The 20,521-nt window shown below is 27.9% G+C and carries 16 protein-coding genes; 1 reads left to right on the forward strand and 15 read right to left on the reverse strand.

Features of this window, described 5'->3' with window-relative positions; translation table 11 throughout:
• Window positions 1-26 precede the first annotated feature (26 nt).
• The 12 genes from QZ321_RS05310 to gpr all read right to left on the reverse strand — a co-directional run bounded on the left by QZ321_RS05310 (window position 27) and on the right by gpr (window position 15,055).
• Window positions 27-1,214: an O-antigen ligase family protein gene (locus QZ321_RS05310; protein ID WP_291746072.1), complete on the reverse strand. Its 1,188-nt coding sequence runs from the start codon at window positions 1,212-1,214 to the stop codon at window positions 27-29.
• A 301-nt stretch (window positions 1,215-1,515) separates the two neighbouring features.
• On the reverse strand, window positions 1,516-2,172 hold the full coding sequence (trmB, locus tag QZ321_RS05315; RefSeq protein WP_291746075.1) for a tRNA (guanosine(46)-N7)-methyltransferase TrmB: 657 nt from the start codon (window positions 2,170-2,172) through the stop codon (window positions 1,516-1,518).
• Between the two features lie 180 nt (window positions 2,173-2,352).
• The gene (locus QZ321_RS05320; RefSeq protein ID WP_291746077.1) at window positions 2,353-3,903 is read right to left on the reverse strand and encodes a nitrite/sulfite reductase; all 1,551 of its coding nucleotides are present in this window, start codon (window positions 3,901-3,903) and stop codon (window positions 2,353-2,355) included.
• A gap of 248 nt (window positions 3,904-4,151) precedes the next feature.
• Entirely contained in the window at window positions 4,152-5,288 is a 1,137-nt protein-coding gene (gene dnaJ, locus QZ321_RS05325; protein WP_291746080.1) for a molecular chaperone DnaJ, read from the reverse strand.
• Window positions 5,289-5,411: 123 nt separating this feature from the next.
• Complete coding sequence (gene dnaK / locus QZ321_RS05330; protein ID WP_291746083.1) at window positions 5,412-7,271, reverse strand: molecular chaperone DnaK; 1,860 nt, start codon at window positions 7,269-7,271, stop codon at window positions 5,412-5,414.
• Window positions 7,272-7,323: 52 nt separating this feature from the next.
• Window positions 7,324-7,911, reverse strand: a complete 588-nt coding sequence (grpE, locus tag QZ321_RS05335) for a nucleotide exchange factor GrpE (RefSeq protein ID WP_291740891.1) — start codon at window positions 7,909-7,911, stop codon at window positions 7,324-7,326.
• Between the two features lie 23 nt (window positions 7,912-7,934).
• Window positions 7,935-8,963, reverse strand: a complete 1,029-nt coding sequence (gene hrcA, locus QZ321_RS05340) for a heat-inducible transcriptional repressor HrcA (protein WP_291740893.1) — start codon at window positions 8,961-8,963, stop codon at window positions 7,935-7,937.
• Window positions 8,964-9,156: 193 nt separating this feature from the next.
• The gene (gene hemW, locus QZ321_RS05345; protein WP_291740895.1) at window positions 9,157-10,287 is read right to left on the reverse strand and encodes a radical SAM family heme chaperone HemW; all 1,131 of its coding nucleotides are present in this window, start codon (window positions 10,285-10,287) and stop codon (window positions 9,157-9,159) included.
• Between the two features lie 61 nt (window positions 10,288-10,348).
• Window positions 10,349-12,154, reverse strand: coding sequence for a translation elongation factor 4 (gene lepA, locus QZ321_RS05350; RefSeq protein ID WP_291740897.1), 1,806 nt, complete (start codon window positions 12,152-12,154; stop codon window positions 10,349-10,351).
• A 209-nt stretch (window positions 12,155-12,363) separates the two neighbouring features.
• Window positions 12,364-12,798 carry a hypothetical protein gene (locus QZ321_RS05355; protein WP_291740899.1) on the reverse strand — a complete coding sequence of 145 codons (435 nt, stop codon included), beginning with the start codon at window positions 12,796-12,798 and terminating at the stop codon, window positions 12,364-12,366.
• 90 nt (window positions 12,799-12,888) lie between these two features.
• Window positions 12,889-14,001 carry a stage II sporulation protein P gene (locus QZ321_RS05360; RefSeq protein WP_291746085.1) on the reverse strand — a complete coding sequence of 371 codons (1,113 nt, stop codon included), beginning with the start codon at window positions 13,999-14,001 and terminating at the stop codon, window positions 12,889-12,891.
• Window positions 14,002-14,080: 79 nt separating this feature from the next.
• The gene (gene gpr / locus QZ321_RS05365; RefSeq protein WP_291746088.1) at window positions 14,081-15,055 is read right to left on the reverse strand and encodes a GPR endopeptidase; all 975 of its coding nucleotides are present in this window, start codon (window positions 15,053-15,055) and stop codon (window positions 14,081-14,083) included.
• 174 nt (window positions 15,056-15,229) lie between these two features.
• Between gpr and rpsT the strand changes: the two genes are divergently transcribed.
• Window positions 15,230-15,493 carry a 30S ribosomal protein S20 gene (gene rpsT, locus QZ321_RS05370; protein ID WP_291744421.1) on the forward strand — a complete coding sequence of 88 codons (264 nt, stop codon included), beginning with the start codon at window positions 15,230-15,232 and terminating at the stop codon, window positions 15,491-15,493.
• Window positions 15,494-15,603: 110 nt separating this feature from the next.
• Here the strand turns inward: rpsT and holA are convergent, their stop codons facing one another.
• The 3 genes from holA to QZ321_RS05385 are packed head-to-tail and all read right to left on the reverse strand — an operon-like array spanning window position 15,604 to window position 20,488.
• The gene (gene holA, locus QZ321_RS05375; protein ID WP_291744419.1) at window positions 15,604-16,635 is read right to left on the reverse strand and encodes a DNA polymerase III subunit delta; all 1,032 of its coding nucleotides are present in this window, start codon (window positions 16,633-16,635) and stop codon (window positions 15,604-15,606) included.
• Window positions 16,636-16,658: 23 nt separating this feature from the next.
• A complete protein-coding gene (locus QZ321_RS05380; protein ID WP_291746092.1) occupies window positions 16,659-18,350 on the reverse strand; it encodes a ComEC/Rec2 family competence protein in 1,692 nt (563 codons plus the stop codon).
• Window positions 18,351-18,409: 59 nt separating this feature from the next.
• Window positions 18,410-20,488: an NEAT domain-containing protein gene (locus QZ321_RS05385; RefSeq protein ID WP_291746095.1), complete on the reverse strand. Its 2,079-nt coding sequence runs from the start codon at window positions 20,486-20,488 to the stop codon at window positions 18,410-18,412.
• Between the last annotated feature and the right edge of the window lie 33 nt (window positions 20,489-20,521).

Genomic DNA, 20,521 nt, shown 5'->3' on the forward strand with positions numbered 1-20,521 from the left:
ATATATAGTTATCCCTAAATATTTAATTAAATTACCATATCCTTTTTATCACAATTCTTTTTATCATCTTTAGTAAATCTAACTTTTTTTATCATCTTATCATTTGCCATATTATAAGTAATTGCTCCCATACACACAAAGGTTGCACCTAATTGCGGAGCATATAAGGTGCAATCTACCATTCCCTGAACAACGACCATTGTATTCATAGCTGCAATTAATGGCAACATTTTATTATGTTTTTTATATAAATTTATCATATCTTTATATAAATTAAATTTTATATATAAATATATTGCAAGTCCAACAATTCCCAATGTTACTAAAAATGTTAACCATAAATTATGAGGGTGGACTAAAAAAGTGATTATTTTATTATATAATTCAGGCTGATCACTATAAACAAAATTTGATCCATGTTGCAACATTCCCAACATTCCCCAACCAGTAATAGGCTTTTCAAAAACCATATTTACTGCTCCAAACCAAGTACGACATCGCGAATTAAAAGATGTTACTATTTCACCAAGAGGTGTTGTATTAGCAACTTTATTTTGAATCATAAAAAATATAATAGAAATTAATCCTACAGTAATAAAGATTGCTATTAATCCTCTTACATCTTTCTTTTCTTTTAATATATAATATATTAATATTGATACTACTAAAGCTATAAATGCTCCACTTGACTCTGTAAGTAATAAAGCTACAACTACTATAGCTATTGAAATATTATAAATAATGCTATCTCTTTTATCCTTATTAATATATTTTAAATAAAAAATCATTAATATTATATTTCCAAACCAAGCACCTGTCATATTAGGATTTCCAAAAAAACTAAAAATTCTGTGTTGTGGCATACCCATTAAAATAAATATTATCTTTTCTATTATTCCTCCAATTGCTGCAATTACACTTAAATATACTATATAGTTAATTGCTTTATTTATTCTACTCATTTTAGTAAAATAATTTTGAGAAAATACATTTAATCCAAAATATAAAAATAATCCACAAGAAGCTAATAAAGATAATAAATCTTTATTTAAAATACCAGTAAATACAGAATATAAAAATAATAAAAATAATCCTATATTCCAATAATTCATTTCTACTTTTAATTTTTTCCTAAATAATAAATTAGTCGCATATACAGCTGGAATCACAGCTGTAAAAGGGGAAAACACAATCATAATAATAAAATATATCATAATTTACCACCATTTTTTTATTTACACAAGTTTGTATAACCTCATCAGTATACACACCACAAAAATTTTATTCAAAAAATCTTATTGTTTTTTTATTAAATTTATCTCAAATATTTTAACACATACTTAGTATTCCCCATAAATATTTTTATTTCTACAATAATAACACGTTTACATGTATCTATATAATAATAATAGTGCTATAAATTATATATATTTCTAATTTTTCTTTTTATTAATATTATTTAATTCTTTATTGAATGATATTTTAAAAAGATTGCAATATGCAACCTTTTTAAAACTAATTATATTTAGCAATTAAAAATTTAGTCTTTATTCCTTGAGCTGTAAACATGTCTTCATGTTCAGTAGTAACATTTCCCTCAAATCCACTATTATGTAAATCGTATGTAATATATTTAATATCCAAATTGCTTTCTTTAAAATATTCAATAGATTCTTCAAATAATTCATCATCATCAGTTTTAAACCAAATTTCTGAGCCTTTTTTTAAGAACCTTTTGTATTTTTCAAGCTGTCTTGTGTGAGTTAACCTTCTTTTTTTATGACGCTCTTTTGGCCAAGGATTACAAAAGTTAATATATATTCTTTCTATAATATCATCTTCACTTAGCATATCATCTATAAGCAATATTTCTTGAGACATTAGGGCAACATTATTTATTTCACTACCTACTTTTTTGTATGCTTCTTCAATATTTCTTTTAGCTAAAACTAAAACTTCATCTTTAATATCTACAGTTATATAATTTATATTAGGGTTTTCAGAGGCATGAACTGCCATAAATGTCCCTTTCCCACACCCAAGCTCCATATATATAGGATTATTATTATTAAAAAACTCTTCCCACTTTCCTTTATACTCACTTGGTTTTTGTATAAAAAATTTACAACTTTCCAATTCAGGTCTTGCCCAAGGCTTTCTTCTCATTCTCATAAGTTTTTTCACTCCAAATCATTTCTTTAAGTTTATAGATTAATTATACCGATTATTTCTTTTATTTCAACCACATATAAATAGTAATATGTTTAATTCATATAATAAAAAATCCACAATATATACTTTTAAAATTAAAGACAATATATTGTGGATAACATTTATTTATATTTATAATAATTAACAGTTATATTTTTCAACTAAAGCTTTAAATTCTGCTTCATTACCCTTTATATAATCACTAAAGTTTTTATTAGCTAAATTTAAAGTATTTGCTAATTCACAAACAAACATTGGGATATCTTTTCTTGCAATATCTCCATAACATTTTCCTAGTCTTGCTTCACCTTCAACAAAGCTTCCATCAACATGAACTTCATATGCTTCTTCTATAACATCATTGATTCTTTTTTTCTTACCTGTAAATCCTATTTCAGCTACTTCATGGATTCCGCAAGAATTACCACATCCTGAGAAATATAATCTAGGTAATAAGTTACAATTTGATACATTTTCTTTAACGTAACTTAAAGTTTCTCTTAAAACTTCTTGACTTTCACATATTCCCATTTGGCATGTTGGTACCCCTATGCATGATACACTATAATCAAATGGAGTTGTTCCACCCATATTGTTTGTAATTTCTAAAATTTCTTCTGCTTCTTTACCATTTAAGTTTCTAAAATATACTCCCTCAGTCATTGATAATCTTATTTCAGGATTATCAAACTTTTCTAATGTTGAAGCAATAGATTTTAAATCATTTAATTTTATTTGACCTCCTACTGGATGTAAATAAACGCTATATAAACCATCTTGCTTTTGTGATATTAATCTAGGATTAGAAATGTTTGTTACTATTCCAGCCTTATCATATTTTTTTGCTTCTACTGATAATTTATAATTTTCTTCATTCTTAACTATTTCAACATACTTTTTATATTCATTTATAAAGCCTTCTTCTCCTAATTTATCAACCATGTATCTTACACGAGCTTTAGCTTTATTTTCATAGTTTCCTTCTGCTTTAAACAATCTAACCATAGCTTCAACATAGTTTAATACTTCACTAGGTTCAATAAGTTCAGGATATACTAATGCAAGCTTAGGATTTCTTCCTAATCCACCACCTAAGTATACTCTAAAATACTCTTTTCCATCTTTGTTTACTGCTAAAAATCCTAAATCTTGAATTGTACAATGAGCTGTATCACTTGAACCATTAGAGAAGGATACCTTTAGCTTTCTTGGTAATTTATAAGTAGTAATTCTTTCCATAAAATAGTTCCCAGTAGCTAAGGCATATGGTGTTGGATCAAAAGCTTCTTCTTTATCAACACCTGATAATGGTGATAAAGCAACATTTCTTGGGAAGTTTCCTCCTGCACCTCTTGTATATATATCATTATCTAAAGCTTCTTTCATTAAATCGCATACTTCATCTATTGATAATCCATGATATTGAATAGCTTGACGAGTAGTAAAATGTAATCCATCTAAATTATATTTTTCTGCCCAATCACATATCATTTTTAATTGTGGCATAGTTATTATTCCTGACGGAGTTCTAAGTCTTAACATGAATTCCTTTCCACCACGATGAGCGTAAGCTCCCATCCCACCTGATGCATGTTTAAACTCCATAACAGACATTTCTTTATTTACGAACTTATGTCCAACTTTTCTAAACTCTTCTATTTCTGGTAAAAGTACTTCTTTTAAATCTTTCATCTTATCACCTCATATTATTACTACTCTTTTTAATATTCCTACTTATCATAGCAAATATTCACCTTCTATTATATCTATAATCAGCTCTATTTTCTATTATTTATATATTTAAATATTCAATCGCCACCATTAATATTTTAAATGTTTACTAAATGTCTAATTTATAATTAAAATATTTTTTATGTAAACTTAAATAAAAAAGAACCTAATAAATAGACTTTTATATCTATTTTATAGGTTCAATTTATTTATTTTTTATTAAATAAATCTTTTAATCCCTTTTTATGTGAAACTCCACCATCAACACTTTCTCCACAAGCTTCCATGAATGCTTCTAAAGCTTCCTTTTGCTTAGTGTTTAAGTTCTTAGGAATATCAACTATAACTTTTACATATTGATCTCCTCTAGCACTTGAATGAACTTTAGGAACACCCTTACCTTTTAATCTAAACATAGTTCCAGATTGAGTTCCTGCTGGAATAGTATACTTAACATCTCCATCTACAGTTGGAACTGTTATTTCAACACCTAACGCAGCCCTACCCATTGATATATGAGTTTCTATATAAATATCATTTCCTCTTCTATCAAATTGTTTAGATTTAGCCACATTAATTCTAATATATAAATCCCCCGGAGGTCCATCATTTGAACCATGTTCTCCTTGTCCTCTAAGCGGCATCACATTTCCTGTATCAACACCAGCTGGTACATTTACTTTAATACTTCTAGTTTTTCTTACCTTACCTCTACCACTACAGCTTGAACATGGAGTTTCAACTATGCTTCCTTTTCCTCCACATCTATCACAAGTAGAAGTGCTCACAAAACTTCCTAGTGGAGTTTGTCTTTGAACTCTAACTTGACCACTTCCATTACATGTTGGACATGTCTTTGGTGAAGTTCCTGGTTCTGCCCCACTTCCCTTACATTTTTCACAATTTTCATTTCTATTTATAGTAATTTCTTTTTCTACACCAAATATGGCTTCTTCAAAAGTTAAATTTAAAGTATATTCTATATCTGCACCTTTTACTGGGCCATTTCTTCTTCTTGAAGAACCACCACCGCCTCCAAAAAAGCTTTCAAATATATCACCAAAACCACCCATATCAGAGAAGTCAAAGCCACCAAATCCACCTGCTCCAAATCCACTTCCATCAAAGTCAGCAGTACCAAATTGATCATATCTAGCTTTCTTTTCTGGGTCAGAAAGTACTTGATATGCTTCATTTATATCTTTAAATTTTTCTTCTGCTTCCTTATTACCTTGATTTTTATCAGGATGGTATTTAATAGCTAGCTTTCTAAAGGCTCTTTTTATTTCATCATCACTTGCACCTTTTTCAAGACCAAGAACAGCGTAATAGTCTTTATTTGCCATCTATATATTCACCACCTATTTATATTTAACTTAGTCTATATTAACACTTATAAAAATATTCGTAAATACCTAAACTTTTAAAAAGGGAAGACGACCTTTGTCTTCCCTATTATATCACTAATATTATTTATCTTCTTTTACTTCAAAATCAGCATCTACAACATTATCATCATGAGCTGCTCCTTGATGAGCATTTCCACCCATATTGTTTGGATCAAATCCTGCACCTTGAGCTCCTGCTGCGCCTTGTGCATCAGCATAAATCTTTGAAGATATAGCATAGAATTCTTGAGTTAATTCTTCTGTAGCTTTCTTAATAGCTTCTAAATCTTCACCATCTTTAACAGCTTTTAAAGCATCTAATTTAGCAGTTATTTTAGCTTTATCATCAGCAGAAATCTTATCTCCAAGCTCTTCTAATTGCTTTTCTGTTTGATAAGTTAATTGATCTGCATTATTCTTAGTTTCTATTGATTCTTTTCTCTTTTTATCTTCTTCTGCAAATCTTTCAGCTTCTTTTACAGCTCTATCTACTTCTTCATCACTTAAGTTTGTTGAAGCAGTAATTGTAATATTTGCTTCTTTACCTGTTCCCTTATCCATAGCAGATACTTTAACAATACCGTTAGCATCTATATCAAAAGTAACTTCGATTTGTGGAATTCCTCTTGGTGCTGGAGCAATACCTGATAGAGTAAATCTACCTAAAGTCTTGTTGTCAGCAGCCATTTGTCTTTCACCTTGAACAACGTGTATTTCAACTGATGTTTGACCATCTGCTGCAGTTGAGAATACTTGACTCTTCTTAGCTGGTATAGTTGTATTTCTTTCGATTAATGGAGTAGCAACTCCTCCTAAAGTTTCGATACCTAATGTTAATGGTGTAACGTCTAATAATAATACGTCTTTAACTTCTCCTGTTAAAACACCTGCTTGAATTGCAGCACCCATAGCTACGCATTCATCTGGGTTAACTCCCTTTGAAGGTTCTTTTCCTGTAAAGTTCTTAACAGCTTCTTGAACTGCTGGAATTCTTGTTGATCCACCAACTAATATAACTTTATCAATTTGGCTAATTGATAATCCTGCATCAGATAACGCTTTTTTCATTGGTTCAATTGATCTTTGAACTAAATCGTGAGTTAATTCATTAAATTTTGCTCTAGTTAAGTTCATATCAATATGCTTTGGTCCTGTGCTATCTGCTGTAATAAATGGTAAGTTAATGTTAGTTTGCATTGATGAAGATAATTCAATCTTAGCTTTTTCAGCAGCTTCTTTTAATCTTTGAACTGCACTCTTATCATTTCTTAAATCAATTCCATATTGAGCTTTAAAATCATTTGCTATATAATCAATAATTTTTTGGTCAAAGTCATCTCCACCTAAGTGAGTATCTCCATTAGTTGATAATACTTCAAATACTCCATCACCTAATTCAAGAATAGATACGTCGAATGTACCTCCACCTAAGTCATAAACAAATATTTTTTCGCTATGGTCAGTTTTATCTAATCCATACGCTAATGAAGCTGCTGTTGGTTCGTTTATTATTCTTAAAACTTCTAATCCTGCTATTTTACCAGCATCTTTTGTTGCTTGTCTTTCAGCATCATTAAAATAAGCTGGAACTGTAATAACAGCTTGAGTTACAGGTTCACCTAAGTAAGCTTCTGCATCAGCTTTAATCTTTTGAAGAATCATAGCTGATATTTCTTGTGGTGAATAAGTTTTATCATCTATTTTAGTCTTATGATCAGTTCCCATTTCTCTCTTAATTGAAATTATAGTGTGTTCTGGATTTGTAATTGCTTGTCTTTTAGCTATTTGACCTACTAATCTTTCTCCGTTAGCTTGGAATGAAACTACTGATGGAGTAGTTCTAGCACCTTCTGAGTTAGTGATAACTACTGGTTCTCCACCTTCCATAACAGCTACACATGAATTTGTTGTACCTAAATCAATACCTATAATTTTTCCCATAATTTTTTTCCTCCTCGAATTTAAATATCTATTAAAATATTTTCCTTAATTACTATTTTGCTACTGTAACCATTGAATATCTGATTACTTTTTCACCTTTTTTATATCCCTTTTGATATACTTGAGCAACATCATTGCTATTTAAATTTGCATCTTCTACAACAGATATTGCTTGATGTAAATTTGGATCAAACCCATTAGTTGTATCAATTTCTTCAACACCTAATTTTTCTAAAGAGTTTAAGAATCCTTTTATTGTCATCTCAACACCCTTTTTAAGGTCTTCTACATTTCCATCTACCGCCAAAGCTCTTTCTAAATTGTCTGCAACTGGAAGCAATTCTTTTAATACATCAGTACATGCATCAGTATAAATACCTTCTTTTTCCTTAGCTGTTCTTTTTCTATAATTATCGTACTCTGCAGTTAATCTAAGTAATCTATCCTTTAAAGTATCTAATTCATTAGAAAGTTTTTTATTTTCATCTTTTAACTTTCTTATCATTGATAAATCATCAGTTTCAGTATAATTTTCAATTATTTCTTCTACTTCCTCATTTTCTGTAGCTTCTTTATTATCTTCTACCGAATTAGTTTCTTCTAATATTTCTTCATCTTTTAACTCTTTGTTTTCTTCCATCTTTACACCTCATCTTTCTTTATTCAATACTCTTGATCCTTAAGACTTTTATTTAATTCTTTCATAACTTGTGCCATTATAGAAACAACTTTTGAATAATTAATTCTTTGTGGACCAATAAGCCCAATACTTCCAATAGGTCTTCCTCCAAGTGAATATTCAGCGGTTATTACTGAACAATCTTTAGCTTCAGGAATATAATTTTCATCACCAATTTTAATTGATATATCACCACTATTTTCAAGTAGTTCTATTACACAATCCTTATTGCTTATAAGCTGAAGTACTTCTTTCGCTTTTTCAATATCGTTATATTCAGGATAATTGAAAAGATTAGTTGTTCCTTCAACAACAAAGTCTGATTTTGAACTATTATTTAAACTTTCATATAAAGCTGGAAGCATGGCATTAAATAAATCATCAAACCCTACCAAATCATTTCTAAGCTCATTAATAACTTCTAAATTAATAGCTTCAATTGTTAAATTTTTAAGTTTAGAATTTAATACTTCATTAATTCTAATAAGTTCCTCATTGCTTGGTACAATATTAACCTTAATTCTATGATTTTTAATAACACCACTATCTGTGACTATTACAGAAATTAAATTTGATTCATCAACTTTTATTAATTGTAATGACCTTATATAACTTCTTTTCATAGAAGGAGTTTGCACTATACAAGTTAAATTTGTTAATTCAGATAATAAAACACAAGCTTCTTTTAAAATAGTATCTACTTCATGCATAGCTGAATTAATTAAATATTCTTTAATTCTTAGCTCTTCATCTTTACTTAACTTTGGTGTTTCCATTAACTTATCAACATATAATCTGTATCCCTTACTAGATGGGACTCTACCTGCTGATGTGTGAGGTTGTTCTAAATATCCCATTTCCTCCAAATCTGCCATTTCATTTCTTATTGTTGCAGATCCCACACCTAAATCATACTTCTTAGCTATTGTTCTTGAACCAACAGGTTCTCCTGTTACTATATAGTCATTAATAATGGCTTGAAGTATTTTTATTTTTCTTTCATCAATAGCCATTTTATCACCCCTATTGTTAGCACTCAATAACGTCGAGTGCTAATGACTACATTATCAATATATTATTATTTAGTTTTTTTGTCAATTTCAAATTTCTTTAAATTTTCAACTATTTTTTTATATAATTTAACTTTTTCTTTGTTTTCTCTTTCCATCTTTAAATTTCTCCTCGTTGCTTAATTTTTCATTTTTATTATTTATCTAATATAAAATCTGACATAACACTATTAGATAATTCCATTCCCTTATCAGTTAAAAACATGTTGTCTTCATAAATAACAAGTAACCCATCTTTTATATTTTTCTCAATGATTTTCTTATATATACTATATATATCTACTCCAAATTTTTGGTGAAATTTTAGTAGACTTATTCCAGAAACCATTCTCAATCCCATAAAAACAAACTCCTCCATTTCGTCTTTTATAGAATTTTTATACTTCTCAGAAATTATACTTTCACCAATTTTTATATTGTGTATATAATTACTTATATTGCTTATATTTACCACTCTATGTCCATTAATATAAGAACTACTTGCTAAACCAACTCCAATATAATCCTCTAAGGACCAATATACTTTATTGTGTTTGCACTCTTTTCCCTTTAAAGCAAAATTAGATATTTCATATTGATGATATCCATTAGCTTTTAATATATCTTTTGTTAATTTATCCATAATTCTTTCATCATCTTCAGTTGGTAATTCAAGTTTATCTTTTTCATATAATTTATAAAAAGCTGTACCTTCTTCAATTATTAAACTATAGGCCGAAATATGTTCTGGTTTTAAATAACATATCTTTTCTAATGTATCTTTCCAATTTTCTATAGTTAAATTAGGTAGACCATACATTAAATCTATGTTTATATTATTAAACCCTATTTTTCTTGCTAAATTATAATTTTCTAAAAACTCTTCAAATGTATGTATACGCCCTATTTTTTTTAATAATTTATTATCACAAGACTGCAATCCAAAACTGATTCTATTTACTCCATAATTTTTCATTATCTTTAATTTTTCTTCATTTAAAGTACCTGGATTACATTCCATAGAATATTCTAAACCTTCTAGTAAATTTAATTTAGAAACAGTACCAAGAAGTTTTTTAAGTTCATTTTCTTCAAGATATGAAGGTGTTCCACCTCCAATAAATATGCTTTTTATTAAATAATTAGAACATCTTTCTTCTATTTCTTTCACCAAAGCATCAATATAATCTTTTCTAAACCTTTCCTTTCCTGCAAAAGTTGGAAAATCGCAGTAAAAGCATCTTTGCTTACAAAATGGTATATGTATATATAAACTAATTTCCTTCATTATTTTCCCTCCAATTTTTCATATAACTTAAAAAAGACATTGCAAAAGCAATGTCTTTTTATTAATCTACTTTAAGAACAGCCATAAACGCTTCTTGTGGTACTTCTACTGAACCCACTTGTCTCATTCTCTTCTTACCTTCTTTTTGCTTTTCAAGAAGCTTCTTCTTTCTTGAAATGTCTCCACCATAACATTTAGCAAGTACGTCTTTTCTCATAGCCTTAACCGTTTCTCTAGCTATAACTTTAGAACCTACTGCGGCTTGAATTGGAACTTCAAACATTTGTCTTGGAATAATTTCCTTTAGCTTTTCAGCAATTCCTCTTCCCTTATGATAAGCTCTTTCCTTAGGAACTATCATTGATAAAGCATCAACTACATCTCCATTTAATAAAATATCAAGCTTAACAAGTTCTGTTTTTGTATATCCTTTAAATTCATAATCAAAAGAAGCATATCCTCTTGTTCTTGATTTTAAAGTATCAAAGAAGTCATATACAATTTCATTTAATGGCATATCATAATTAATACAAACTCTCGTAGTTTCTAGATATTCCATATCTATGAATGTTCCTCTTCTTTCTTGACAAAGGTCCATTATAGCTCCAACATAGTCTGTTGGTGAAATAATAGAAGCCTTAACAACTGGCTCTTCCATATAATCTATTTCAGTTGCTTCTGGTAAATTTGTTGGATTTGTTAAATCTAAAACATCTCCATTAGTTTTTGTTACCTTATATACAACCGAAGGAGCTGTTGTTATGATATCTAAATTAAATTCTCTTTCTATTCTTTCTTGAATTATTTCCATATGAAGTAATCCTAAGAATCCACATCTAAAACCAAATCCTAAAGCTATAGATGTTTCAGGTTCAAAATCTAAAGCCGCATCATTTATTTGTAATTTTTCTAATGCTTCTTTTAATTCGTCATATTTAGCTCCATCTACTGGGTAAATACCTGAATAAACCATAGGAACTGCCTTTTTATATCCTGGAAGTGCTTCTTTAGTTGGTCTATCCGATTCTGTTATAGTATCACCAACTCTAGCATCAGCGACATTTTTTATAGATGCAGTTATATATCCAACATCTCCTGCTCTTAATTCACTTATAGGCATTAATTTTGGTGTAAAAACTCCAACTTCAGTTACATCATATACTTTATTTGTTGCCATAAGCTTAATTTTAGTTCCTGGTTTAACTATACCATCTTTAAGTCTTACATAACAAACAACACCCTTGTAGCTATCATAGTAAGAGTCAAATATTAAAGCTTTTAGCGGAGCTTCTTCATCTCCAGTTGGTGCTGGAACCTTTTCAACAATTGTTTCTAAAACTTGTTCCACATTTAATCCAGTTTTTGCTGATATCATTGGAGCATCTTCTGCTTCTATTCCTATAACATCTTCAATTTCTTGTTTTACTTCATCTGGTCTTGCAGATGCTAAGTCTACTTTATTTATTACTGGCGCAATTTCTAAATCATTATCTAATGCTAAATAACAATTTGCTAAAGTTTGTGCTTGAATACCTTGTGTAGCGTCAACTACTAATAATGCACCTTCACAAGCTGCTAAACTTCTTGATACTTCGTATGTAAAGTCTACGTGTCCTGGTGTATCAATTAAGTTTAATATGTATTCTTCTCCATCATGACGTCTATATATTAATCTAGCCGCTTGAGACTTAATTGTTATACCTCTTTCTTTTTCGATTTCCATATTATCAAGAACTTGCTCTTCCATTTCTCTTTGTGTAAGAGTTCCTGTAATTTCTAATAATCTATCTGCTAGGGTTGACTTCCCATGGTCTATATGTGCTACGATTGAAAAGTTTCTAATCTTTGATTGTCTATTACTTTGCATATATCTTAACTGCTATTAACTTAAGCAGCTTCTTCACCCCCATATTGTTAAATCAAGCTAAATTATAACATAGAATATAGAGTAAATGTCAAGGATATTAACACTTCAACTACTTCTACACTTATAAAATTTATATATTACTAGAGATGATAGATACGACTATAAATTTATATAATGTAATAAGATAATTACTACTTTAAGACAAAATATCAATTTAAATAATCTATCCCCTTATAAAAGCCATAATTATTACTTTGAATTTTTGATATACTATTTTCATTATTAGTTTTTGTACTTTTATATATTTTATTCTTTATATTAAAAAAAGCATCGCTTATTTGTTTTCCTACCTTTTTTATACTATTCATAAAAAAATTATTACTAGTTAATTTAATTTCCTTATTATATAATTTAAGAGTTGCTAAACCATCATTCTTTTCACCAAGATAAATTTTTACAGCACTATTATCCTTTATAAACTCCTTAAAATCATCTCCAAACTCTTCACTAACTACCTTAAAATTATCATCAGTATTTCCTAAAGGTGCTAAAGATTCTGTATTTATTATATTTATTTTTACAAATCCTATAATAAGTACAAGTAAGGCAAATATAGGTATAAATAATCTTTTAATAATTTTCAACTTAAAGCCTCCTTAATTAATTTATAAAAATAAAAAATGAGCTCCTATATACTAGCTATAAGGATGCTCACTTTTTAATATTTTATTCAACTATTGCTTACTATTTAAATACTCTGCAATTAATCTTGCTAAATATTTTGCACTTAATTTTGCTTCCTGTGCCGTATTTAAATCCGTTCCGAACTCTGTTAATATACATGCTGGGCTTAAATCTTGGTTAAAATTATTTGAACCACGGTTATATTCATAAAGTCCTAAACCATTATTTCCATCAGCAAGTAAGCCTGGGAAAAGCTTCTCTGAAGTAGCAAGCATATAATTTACTGCCTCCATCATTTCTGAATAATATGGTGAAGCCTTTGATGTAACAAACATAATTCTTGCTAAACTTTGTCCATTAATTTCAACAGTAGTCCTATCCTTACTAGGACCACTATTTCTATGCAGGTCTATTACAAACTTTAAATTAGGAAACTGATTTAAATAACTTTGTACAGTAGGTCCTGATCTATAATATGATTGGTCATAAGGACTAGTATCATGAACAGTTTTGTCATGTACTACTGATATTCCATACCCTTCTTGTAACTCCTGTGCAAGCACATCCCCTACCCCAACTACACTAAAATCTTCTTGTTCTGTATCTGAGCCTGCTTCTGCAAACCCTTCATGAGTATGAGTGTGATAAATTAAAACTTCTACATTTGAGGCATCTAATGTTTTCTTAAGCGAAGGATTATAAGCTGCACTAGTCTTATTAAGTTCTGCTAACTCTTCCTCTGTAACTCTAGCAATGCTTTCTTCTTTAACAACATAAGGTTCAAATAAATTAAAAGCTGATTTAGATTTTTTATTTACCTTACCAGTAATACTAGTATCATTTATATTACTAAAAAAAGATACTTCATTTCCTACTATTCCATAAGTAGTTATTTTATTTAATCCTAAAGCTTCAATAATTACTCTTTTAATAGTAACTTTATTTTCTCTATATGCTGTACTATCATATATTTGTGTTTCAACTACTGGCATTGAATAATTAAGTAATTGTACATATGCTAATCCACCACGTTCTCTATAACTATTTAGAATACTTCCAGCTCTTATAAAAAAAATAATCATAAGAGCCAATAAAACTATATATCCCATGCTAATACCATGTTTTCTTTTCTTAACATTATCACTTCTATTAACCCACTGCATATTATATACCTCCTCACTCTTTTATAAATATATGGGAGGTTTTACATAATTATTAATAAATAATTATTAATAATTAATTTTAATTCATGAATTTATTTATTTCTTCCATGTCCATGTTAGGTTGAATTGCAATATTAATTCCATTTGCTATTATTTTTGATAAAGATTCAATTACCGTATCAACATCTTTTGGAGTAACCATCAAATCTCCAAAAGAAGGATTTAAAATTTCTCTAATAAGCATATTTTTTTCATTTCTATCTACGCTCTTTAACATGTTATAAAATTCTTTTCCTTGAGTTGCTTTACTGCTTAAATCATCTAATAATAAATCCATAGTATCATTTGCTATTGTTGCTGCATCAACAACAGTTGGAACTCCTACTGCTAATACTTTAACTCCTAAACTCTTTTCATTTATTTGCATTCTATGATTTCCAACTCCAGCCCCTGGTGAAATTCCAGTATCTCCAATTTGAATAGTTCTATTTACTCTTTCTAGCTTTCTAGAACCTAATGCATCCACACATATTACTAAATCTGGTTTAACTTTATCAACAAGTGATTTTATAACTTCTCCTGTTTCTATACCTGTAATTCCTAAAACTCCTGGTGAAATTGCACATACAGGTCTTACAGAATCGTCTATCGCATCTGGCATTACTTGTTTTAAATGTCTTGTTACCATGATTTTTTCAGTTACCTTTGGACCAAGAGCATCCGGTGTAACTTTCCAGTTCCCAAGACCTACAACTAATACAAGTTTATCTTCAGAAATATCTACAAGTTTTTTCATAACTCTTCCTACAACTAATGATAATTCATCCATTAATTCTCCATCATAAGCAGTAAATTCAGGAAAATCTATAGTTATATAATGACCTTTAGGCTTACCAAGTTCTTTTCCAGCTTCGTCACTTTCAATAGTTACTGTAGTAATTTTAACCTCGCCTTCCATTTCTTCATCAACTTTAACCCCATCAAGTTCTCTCTTATTTTCCTCTGTATATGCCTGTTTTGCTTCAATTGCAAGATCCGTTCTAACACTTATCATAATATTCCTCCTAAAAATTTATTAATATCAAATTTATTTTCCCAAATAAGTTTTAATTTCATACTTGAACTTAAAAACTTTAGGTGTTATAATATGATTTGTTGAAAATGAACTCGTACGCAGATTTCCCCAAAAACTGCAGAGGCCCTATAAAATATCAAGGGGGTGAATTGAATGGCAAATATTAAATCAGCACAAAAAAGAATTAAAGTTACTGAAAAGAAAACTTTACAAAACAAAATGGTTAAATCAGCTTTAAAAACTGCTATAAAGAAGTTTGAAGCTGCTGTAGCTGCTAAAAACGCTGAAGAAGCTAAAGCTTTATTCGTTAAAGCTACTAAGTCTTTAGACATGGCTGCTCAAAAAGGAGTAGTTCACAAAAACATGGCTGCTAGAAAGAAATCAAGATTAGCTGCAAAATTAAACGCTATGGCGTAATAAATAAGAAGCCGGTGATTTTTCACCGGCTATTATTTAACTCTTTTTTAATTATGTAATAAATATGCTTTTAAAAAACTTTTATTAGATTAAAATTTTATAAAAATTTTTTACTTAACCATAAATGTTTTAAATAACATAAGCTCCATTTCCATTTGTTTTTCTGAAGCTGAAGATTTTAACTTTAATTCAGTATCCACGCAAATTTTAATAAGCTCATTTAATTGTTTTATGCTAAACTTAGATGCTTGATTAGCTAACTTTTCACAAACAAATTGAGGTAATTTATATTTAGACATAAAGAAATCAAGTTTTTTTCCTTGCGATAAGTATACTCTAAACTCGTATAATCTTCTAAAATGATTTCCTATAGAAGATACTATTAACATATGTTGATCTGCTTTAAATAATAATTCATCTAATAAATCTAATGCCTGTTCAATCTTTCTAATAGAAATATACTCCACAAGGTCAAATATATCATCTTCACTTTTGTTTTGAATTAATTTATCAATATCTTCTTTAGTTATTTCTCTTCCAAATGCATAACAATCCAATTTATCTACTTCTCTTTTTATAATATCAAAATTATTTTGTACCTTATCTGCAAAGTATCTTAATTGTATTTTTCCTATAGGTCTACCCTTATCTTTAAATAAGTCCTCAACTTTTTTATAATATTTATCTTTCTTTAATTTATCGCAATGAACTACTTTTACATACTTATCTAAAACGCCAAGCTTTTTATTTTTCTTTGGAGTATCTCTTTTATCATTAAATAAATAATACATAATTAAAATTGTATGAGGTGGTAAGTCTTTAATATATTTTAAAATTTCAGTATAAGTTTTGACTCCATCTTTATCAGGCTTTTCTTTTAAAAAGTTAGCTCTATATACTACAACAACTTTCTTATCCCCAAAAAAAGGCAATGTCTCACAAGCATTTTCTATCTCTTCAAATGAAGTTTCTAATCCATCTAACCTTATAAGATTCAAATCTAAAAAATCTTTTTCAATAACATTATCTATTATAGAATTAATACTTATTTTAATAAGTTCTTCATCTAATCCACAAAATATATATCCATTTGATATATTATTTTTCTTTATTTCCGATTCTAGTATATCTATGTTAATCAATTTCTGTTGCACCCCTAACTAAATTAGTTTATTATATTATCCTTAAATACAGTAATTTCTTTTATATCACCTTTTCTGAAGTCTATTATATCATATCCTCCATCAACTTCTTCATAATTTACAAATAACAAATACTCCTTATTATTAGTTTTTAATATATAATTTTTTCCTTCTTTTTTTAATTTTATTTCTCCTCCAATATTAATTTCGTAAAGTTCATCTATTAATTTATTAGAAAGTGTAATATTTTTGATTTTTTCTTTATCAACAATATTCTTAGTTTGAATAGCAAGTCTATCCCCTCTATAACTTATAAAAATAGCTCCTTCATAATAATATCTTATTTTAGGAAATGGTGAATAAATTAAAATCATTATATACCCTGCAACAATTAATGGATAATATATAAATCTTTTAAATCCCCTTTTATAAAAATAATATGTTGTTAGTAAAGCTATATAAAAATACGCTACAGTATAATGAAAATATACTAAATCAAAACACATATTATCTATCTTATACATAATAATATCAATATATTTAATTATATAATGACATATATACATTATATAATTAAATAAGTTTTGTGTTTCTACTATAAATATTAATATGTTTCCTAATACAACTAAAATATTTATAAATGGAATTATAACTATATTTCCAATAATAAAGTTTAATGAAACCTCATTAAAATATAAAATTATTACAGGTAACGTTAATATTTGTGCACTTAATGAAATTGCAATTGTACTTCTAATAAAATTAGGCAATTTATATAATTTTTTATTCAAACTCTTATTAAATAATATTATTCCTAAAGTAGCTAAAAACGAAAGTAAATATCCAAGATTAAAAATATAATAAGGTTTCATAACTAATAATATTATTCCTGCTAAAGATAATGATGCTAAAGGATTATAATTGCGTTTAACAATACTTCCAAAGGTTAATATAACTATCATTATATATGCCCTTACAGAAGAGGCTGAAGCACCTGAAAATAATACGTATACAAAAGCTACTAATAAGCTAAGCTTTTTCCCTAAAAGCTTTCTAAGTACACTATATACTAAAACTAAATGTAAACCAGAAATTGAAATAACATGAGATATCCCTAGATTTTTCATAAGTTCTTTATAATCCTCATTTAATTCACTCTTATATCCAAAAGATACAGATGTTATTAATGACGCTTTCCTCTTTCCTAACTTATTTTCAATGCTTTTAAATACCTTCATTCTTCGTTTATAAAGTTTATCAATTAAATCTGGCTTTAAAACCTTATAATTTTCTATTTTATAATCTCCAATTATTCCAGCACCTATATTTTTATTTTCAGTAAATTCTCCCTTAACTAATAGTGTATTTCCTATCTCTATATCTTTATCAATATTAGATAAATTAACTATTCTTCCATCAATTTTTCCTTTTCCATAAAAATTTTTAACTTCAATTATTCGTATTTTTTCAACTTTACTGGGAGTATAACTATAAAAACAAGTAATATTATTTAAAGCTACAATAAAAAATAATATTAATATAGAAGTTATATATGCTCCTTTAAAGTAAAATAAAAAAACAAAAAAACTACAGGTATAAAAAATTGCCAGTAGTTTATTTTTGCTATATAGTTCATATATAAAAGAAGATAATATAAATACAATAAAAATGTATACTAATGGATTATTAAACCCCTTATAATTTTTAACATTCACTTAAACAACACCTCATTAAATGAGTTTTGCCAATTTCACGTTATATAAATCATAATATATTATTCTACTTTTAAATTTCTTTTATTTTTTCTTTTATTTATTATTAAATAAATTATTCCTTGAATGCTTGTTGCCATTATAGATGTTATAAGAGCAGTTATAACAATAACCTTTAAATTACTTCCCTCTTTTTTGTTATTCATTAATGTAGCAAGTGCAATATCTTCCTTTTCCGCAGAATTTGAAACTGTTCCTTCTTCAACTAATGTTTTAGTTTCTTCTAATAAATCAACGCCAAAATCAACATCCATATTTACAACCTTAATATTCATATAAATTCTTATTTCATCATTAATATTATTTATAGAAAATCTAAATGCCTTCATTTCATTTGCTTCGTCGTGTGCAACAATAGAATATTTTACCTCTTCACCATTAACTGTAACTTTAATATTCCTCATAGAATTAGTACCAGAAAACTTTAATGTTAAATATAATTTCCTATCAATTTCTTCTAAAATACATAACTTATCTAAATATTTTCTAGTCATAGCCTTTCCTATAGCACTATCACTTATAATATCATTTTCAATTGTATATTTCTTAAAATATTCTCCTACTTCTATGTCTTCTGCTAACTCCCCTGAGCTTTCTTCTGATATTTCCTTATCTTCTGAGGTTTTTAGAATAGTTGATGTAGTTTTTGTTGCAAGTGGAAGATTAGCTTCGCTTTTACTTATAACCTCCATTGTACTTTCTAATAAATCTAATCCAAAAGAAATGTCCATTCCTGTTACATTGATAAATGCAGTAAATTTAATATTAGCTCCTATTGTAGGAATCTTAAATTTAATCTCCATAGTATTACCACTTCTACGAACTACCTCATAATTTATATTAGCTCCATTAACTGATACTCTAATATTGCTCATTACATCAAGCTGAGATAGCCCCACAGTAACATACTTTTCTCCATTTATATCTTCAACATAGGATGTACTATTAACTGCACTTCTAGCTGTAGTATATCCAATTGCACTATCTGTTATAATTTCATTTTTAATTTTATATAAAGAAGAGTTTTTATTTTCTGAAATAGTTGGTATTTGTGTTTCTCCCTTATCTTGATTAACTCCAGTATTAACATTATTACTATTGTTATTATTGTCAGGTTTTTGAACCTCATCTTCTTTATTATATATTTTTAAAGTGTCGCTTTTTAGTTTAACTCTAAATTCAACATTCATTGTTCCTAAAACTTTAGTGCTTACTGTTATATTATCACTTAAAGAACTTATTTCAAATTTAACATAAAAATTATCATTAGTTTCATCAACTACCTCAAAATTCACTTTATCTCCATTAACTTCAATAACATGATTTGCCATCATTGATTTACCAGTAAACTTTAATATTAAATAAATCTTATTATTTTTATATTCAACATCACTTATAGTTTCTAAATATTTTCTTGCCATAGACTCTTCGTCCTTACTAATATGTAAAGCATCATTTTCTATAGTATATTTGCCATCAGCAACTGCTTCTTCATCCTCCTTATTATCACCTTCTGGTTTTTGCTCTGGAACTATTGGTTTAACTTCTTCTGGCTTTTCTTCAGGATAGCTTGAATTATTATCACCAGAACCTTCATCTGATATAACTGGAATATCAGTAATATCGAATTTAACTCTAAATGATACACTCATTTTAGTAAACCCTAAATTTATAGTTGTTGAAACTTCTATTTTATCTTCTAAACTATTTAATTCAAACTTTAGGTTTGAATTAGTATCACTAACATCAGTTAATACATATTCTACTTCTTCTCCATTTACTTTGATCTTAGTATTTTCCATTATTTTTTTATTTGTAAATTCTAAATTTGCTGTAATTTTCTCTTCTGTTATTTCAATTAAACTTTCTTTAGATATATAATTTCTAGCTGCAGACTCTTTATCTACGTCTTCCTTTAATATTTCATTTTTAACAATATAATTTCCAGTTTTATATTTTATATTTAAATTTTCTTCTTTTAAAATATTAATACTATTTACAGTTTCTGCATTAGCAGTTGTTGGCATAACACCTGTAATAATAGTTGTTGCTATAATTAATGATACTATATTTCTTTTCATTTATATCTTCTCCCTATATTCATTTGTATAACT

Source organism: uncultured Clostridium sp. (assembly GCF_910588715.1).
Lineage (GTDB): Bacteria > Bacillota > Clostridia > Clostridiales > Clostridiaceae > Clostridium.

Excerpts from the sequence above, each read along its gene's own strand:
- QZ321_RS05310 (WP_291746072.1), bottom strand. The coding sequence starts at position 1,214 with ATGATATATTTTATTATTATGATTGTGTTTTCCCCTTTTACAGCTGTG.
- trmB (WP_291746075.1), bottom strand. The coding sequence starts at position 2,172 with ATGAGAATGAGAAGAAAGCCTTGGGCAAGACCTGAATTGGAAAGTTGT.
- QZ321_RS05320 (WP_291746077.1), bottom strand. The coding sequence starts at position 3,903 with ATGAAAGATTTAAAAGAAGTACTTTTACCAGAAATAGAAGAGTTTAGA.
- dnaJ (WP_291746080.1), bottom strand. The coding sequence starts at position 5,288 with ATGGCAAATAAAGACTATTACGCTGTTCTTGGTCTTGAAAAAGGTGCA.
- dnaK (WP_291746083.1), bottom strand. The coding sequence starts at position 7,271 with ATGGGAAAAATTATAGGTATTGATTTAGGTACAACAAATTCATGTGTA.
- grpE (WP_291740891.1), bottom strand. The coding sequence starts at position 7,911 with ATGGAAGAAAACAAAGAGTTAAAAGATGAAGAAATATTAGAAGAAACT.
- hrcA (WP_291740893.1), bottom strand. The coding sequence starts at position 8,963 with ATGGCTATTGATGAAAGAAAAATAAAAATACTTCAAGCCATTATTAAT.
- hemW (WP_291740895.1), bottom strand. The coding sequence starts at position 10,287 with ATGAAGGAAATTAGTTTATATATACATATACCATTTTGTAAGCAAAGA.
- lepA (WP_291740897.1), bottom strand. The coding sequence starts at position 12,154 with ATGCAAAGTAATAGACAATCAAAGATTAGAAACTTTTCAATCGTAGCA.
- QZ321_RS05360 (WP_291746085.1), bottom strand. The coding sequence starts at position 14,001 with ATGCAGTGGGTTAATAGAAGTGATAATGTTAAGAAAAGAAAACATGGT.
- gpr (WP_291746088.1), bottom strand. The coding sequence starts at position 15,055 with ATGATAAGTGTTAGAACGGATCTTGCAATTGAAGCAAAACAGGCATAT.
- rpsT (WP_291744421.1), top strand. The coding sequence starts at position 15,230 with ATGGCAAATATTAAATCAGCACAAAAAAGAATTAAAGTTACTGAAAAG.
- QZ321_RS05385 (WP_291746095.1), bottom strand. The coding sequence starts at position 20,488 with ATGAAAAGAAATATAGTATCATTAATTATAGCAACAACTATTATTACA.